Source organism: Herbaspirillum sp. B65 (assembly GCF_000333555.1).
GTDB classification, from domain to species: Bacteria; Pseudomonadota; Gammaproteobacteria; order Burkholderiales; family Burkholderiaceae_D; genus Herbaspirillum; species Herbaspirillum rubrisubalbicans.
Map to the genome: position 1 here is coordinate 1 of NZ_BADI01000224.1, position 4,605 is coordinate 4,605.

Consider the following 4,605-nt stretch of genomic DNA (forward strand, 5'->3'; position numbering starts at 1 on the left):
CAAATGAAGATTTTTTGTGAGAAACGGATCTGCGAGCCTTCTAGCAATCTCCGGTATGAACCTGCTGTGATCTGCCACAGACTCTAGATGTGGCTTGGCTGCGGCGAGAAATTCACGAGATTGTCTCCCCAGCTTCAAATGGTTATATAGAATTTGGCGCCGTTCGTCCGCAGTAAGTTCGTGCACATCAATGACAACCTGACTTTCCTGAAGTAGAGGAAAGGCACTTTCCTTCAGATCTTTCCGCGCACGGTTATAGATGTAGTCCCTTGATGTCATCACGACACGACTGTCGCTACGAAGTAGCGCCTTCACCTCGTTAAGAACGTGGTTCCAATCGGAAACAAGGCCGCTTTCATACTGAGTGACTCCGAAGCAATCGTCGATCCAAAAAAGTTGGGTGGGTTCCTTGGGGTTCCAATGATCGACGATCGATTTGGGCGTCGGCAACTTAATCACTGACGCTCCCCACTGGTCAGCAGATGACATTGCAAGTAGCGATGCTATGGTCGTTTTTCCTGAAGCAGGCTCACCGACGAGAAGTACGAAGCCGTGTGTATTGAGTGCTCGGGCAGCTTTTCGATAGGATTCCGTCAGAACGACTTTTGCCAAATCTTCGCGCATAGATTCAAGTACCGCTGTGGCCTGTGCATAAGCCCGTTCGTCTAGGATCTGGCTTAGGTCGCCAAGTCCATAAACCCTCGGCACCATCATCCTTAAATGTTTACTTTCAAGGATCTGAGCCTCCAGCCAGTCGACGCCAAATATACGAATTTCTTTAACGCCAGCCTCTTCCAATCTCTTCTTTATTTTCAGATCGGTCTCGGCAGAAACGCCCGCATTCGTCATTAAAATGTAAACATCACATTCGTTCTTGCTGACTAATCGAGCTACTTTCTCGAACTCCTCTTCGAGATCGGAAGGTGTCAGGTTATAGCCGACGCGAGAGGTGAATTTACATTGGATAACGAATCGACCAGAAAGCGACTCATCGTTTTGTTGGCGCCAGGAGCCCGCAAATGCGCCATCTCGGCCTCCATCATTCGAGTCGAGGAAGGACTGAACAGTTTGCCCAAGAACTTCGCGCGAGACGGACAGGCATAATTGTTGGAAACTGTGCCAGCCTATAGTGTGAAGATGAAACATGAAAATCTGAGGCCTTTTTATCTTAAAGGCTTGGCTTGCAGCAGCCATCCTTTATCTTAGATTTCAAATCATCAAGGAGAAGACCCACCCTTTATGAATTCCAATGCCCTGATGGCTAAATTCTCCCAGCCGGAAAAATGCCCATTCAGACTAGATACTGACCGATTTCCCGTAACCATGATCGTACCTCGTCGTTGACATCCGACACGGTCAACCTTTCAGCGGTCATCCTGTCAACTGCGTCACGATTCAATCTACGTTTAGCATTACTGGCTTTTTTGGAACGTTTTTCTGCATCGAGCGTGACCCATGCATTTGGTGAGCCTGACGCAGCATGAATCTCTTCTGCGACTCTGGTCGGAACGTCATCGAACGCGGCAATGACACCGAGATTTACATTTAGCGCCTCTTGAATCGCCTCAAAGTGAAGGAGATTTTCCATCTCCCTGCATGTAGTGGTATATGCCATGCAGGCGCCACCCCGAGCGTTTACCCGGGCTGCAGCTTCGTGGTATTTAGGGAGCTGTGGTGGTGGATTGTCCCGATCCATGATGTGTACTTCGGCTACGGCTAGGCCTTGCAATCGATTTGTCCATAGCTCCAGCGTAGAGCCTCCCATTGGAATGTAGATCAATTTTCCATTAGCCTCAGCATCTTGGAGGTTTGGGATATCTTGTTCAGTAGCAGAAAGAATCCCCGAAATTCGATTGAGAAATTCAATATCATTTGGCCCTTCCACACCAACGAAAACGCGGACTTCGTGGTTTGGGAGGACACCAAGGGTCTCACGGAGGCGGATGACAGCATCAGGACTAGACGGCGCTAGAGAGCGCTCTCCATTCTGATTAATCTCGATGAAGCGTAACTGTTCCTGATTGATTCGTCGGGCGATGAGCGGATTATGGGTCGTCATCAAGACTTGCGTCGACGGAGACTGGGATAGTTCGATCAATGCTTCCAGCAAAACAAGTTGATTGTTTGGGTGTTGCGACGTTTCTGGTTCCTCGATTGCAAGAATGATGTCTGGTGCACCTCGGCCGTTTGCCAGCTGTTCGGCTTTGGCTCTAAAGAAGTTAACCAGGAATAGCCTTCTCACGCCGCTCCCTCGCTTGTTCAAGGGGATCTGCCCCTCCCCGGTAAGTGATACGGCGAAACCCTTCGCCCAGTTGAACGGCGAAAATACTGGGTTGAGCTCAGCCGCGAGGCCGGGATCCATTTCGCGTAACTTCTCGATCGTTGCGTGTGTCACTGCGGCCACTTGATCTCGCACGTATGCGCCAATAGCATTAAGTTCTGCTTCTCTACCAACGATTGCTTCACGGATAGCGAACTTGATTGGGTCTTGAGCTTCCGCATCTTGGTCCGAACTTGGGCGGTCGGAGCGGAAGAGTTGGTAAAGTGGGAGTGCGTTTTGTAGCGGCTTCCAGATTGTGCTTTTGATTTCGATTGCTACCTCTTGAAGCTCCAAGTCTGCTTGAGGTACAGAGCTCCAGATCGCATGCCGAAGTGCTGACTTAATTGTCTGATTAACTCCTTGGAGATCAACGTTAAGTTCTTGTGCGCGCCGCCGTAGCTCGGCGATGGAGAGGTCGAATAGATCGTTAAAGCGAGGGGCGGTTGGGTGAAGCGCCTTTACAAATACGTGTTCGCATTTAGGCGTCGCCCCAGTAAATTTCTTTGTTACCTCAAGCTGGCCTTGCGCGTTGAGAAGGTATTCGGTCGCCGGCGATATCAAGGCATCGGAGTCTAGAATTAGCGTCGCCTGAATCGAGCTAAAGAAACAGGTAATTTCAATCGCGTCCGCGTTTCGAGCTCCAATTGATCTATCTTCAGCATCTAGCTTCTCTAGATTGAAAAAGGCATCTAGCGCTTCAAGAACTGTCGATTTTCCCGCGTCATTTTTGGCGATAATGCATGTCAGGATGTCGATCGGAACATAAAACGCCGCACGATAGCACCTAAAATTGCTTATCAGAACTCCTTCCAGCTTCATATCTTAATCCCCGTATGTTGTTTTGAGATTAGATAACGTTACATCAGCTGAAAGGTAACTGTCCATGTAGTCTGAATTGGCTGATTACCTTAGTTCAAGTAAAAAAGTCTATGAATGCTGGGCCGCGCAGTGCCGGGGTGGAGCTCCACGCAAAAGCATTCTCAATTCATTGAAGTATTTACGACTCAGATACCTCTATCTACGTCGTGTCCAGATCTAGATCACTTTCTCAATCATGAAGAAAATCACCAATTCCACGTTTGAGTTCGCCAATAACAGCGCGGTAGAGAGGCTTCGCGCACAGTGTGAGGCTGCGGCTTTCCCGTTCCAACAGTTTCATGGGCTGAGTGAAATAGCCCGCAGTGTGTCATCGGCAGCCCAGGTGGCAAGGATGTTTGAGTCCGATTCAGTACGAGCGATACGAGAGATAAATCGCCAAATTACTGTGCAAGACAATCTTCGTGACACATTTACCCAGATATCTTCTGCCTCTCACGCAATTCGGGAGCTGGTGCAAAATGAATTAAGCAGACCGACGCACTTCAAAAATGAGTTCCTACGGCCGCAGATGATTGATTTTGATATGTATGGCGACTCAGTCAGACAGTTTCAGAAGTCTTTAGCTGAGCTGAGGGAAGTCCCAGAGTATATTGCGAACCTGCAGCGTCACGCATTTGGAGGTGTCGCAATTCAGGAAATTGTAAAAAAACCGGGTGGGCACATTCCGCTCTAGCGGCTGCCGATGCAGCGAGGAAATCGCTAGATGACCACTGGGAGACAGTTTTAGATGCAAGTGTCGCCGATTTCGACGGCGGCAAATTGGAAATTAGAGAAGCTAAGCGTGTCGTCGAAAATTTGGCGCAGACTAGTTCTGACCCGAAGTCATTAGAAGAGGCTGTCACTCAGATTATTGATGCTATACAGGCCCAGAAGACACCAGAGATGCAAATCGTTCTCTGGGTCTACTTTAAAAAAATAATGGATTGGCTTGTGTCAGGAATCATTGGTGCAATTATGGGGTATTGCGCGCCGGCAATTTTGGATGAAAGTCCGAAAGTGGCTCAGAAAATTGTACAGGAGACGGTGCGCACAGCGGTAGGCTCATCTGGATTACTCTCAGAGTATCGTTACGTCTCCACCAGCGTTCTAGTTGTTCATCAAAATCCGAGGGCGCAGTCGCCGGAAATTGCGCGTTTGTCGTTTGGTGCGGCCGTAAAACTAATCAAGAAGGAGGGGGACTTCGCCCTGATTCACTGGACGGATGAGGAGAACCAGCTGGAGATTCGTGGCTGGGTATTTGCTCGCCATCTCAGAAAATTCAGCTGAACCGAAATTTCAACTACAAAACAGCCTGTGACTGGACCGACCAGACATCGATAAAAGAAAACCAAATGGAAATCATGATCCCATGCGTCAAGTGTGCACTTGATACGAGAAATGCCGACGGGAGTGTGGGCTGAAGGGCC

The 4,605-nt window shown here is 48.9% G+C and carries 4 protein-coding genes; 2 read left to right on the top strand and 2 right to left on the bottom strand.

Features of this window, described 5'->3' with window-relative positions; genetic code table 11:
• Both I5W_RS05715 and I5W_RS05720 read right to left on the bottom strand, forming a co-directional pair.
• Positions 1 to 1,194 (bottom strand): restriction endonuclease (locus tag I5W_RS05715; protein WP_374702118.1); only part of this gene is annotated, 1,194 nt, incomplete at its 3' end.
• Positions 1,195 to 1,291: 97 nt separating this feature from the next.
• A complete protein-coding gene (locus I5W_RS05720; RefSeq protein WP_044528519.1) occupies positions 1,292 to 3,139 on the bottom strand; it encodes an ATP-binding protein in 1,848 nt (615 codons plus the stop codon).
• Between the two features lie 235 nt (positions 3,140 to 3,374).
• Between I5W_RS05720 and I5W_RS05725 the strand changes: the two genes are divergently transcribed.
• Positions 3,375 to 3,872 (top strand): hypothetical protein, encoded by a 498-nt coding sequence (locus tag I5W_RS05725; protein ID WP_044528520.1) that lies wholly within the window; start codon positions 3,375 to 3,377, stop codon positions 3,870 to 3,872.
• An 86-nt stretch (positions 3,873 to 3,958) separates the two neighbouring features.
• Positions 3,959 to 4,465, top strand: coding sequence for an SH3 domain-containing protein (locus tag I5W_RS05730; protein WP_148289041.1), 507 nt, complete (start codon positions 3,959 to 3,961; stop codon positions 4,463 to 4,465).
• Positions 4,466 to 4,605 lie beyond the last annotated feature (140 nt).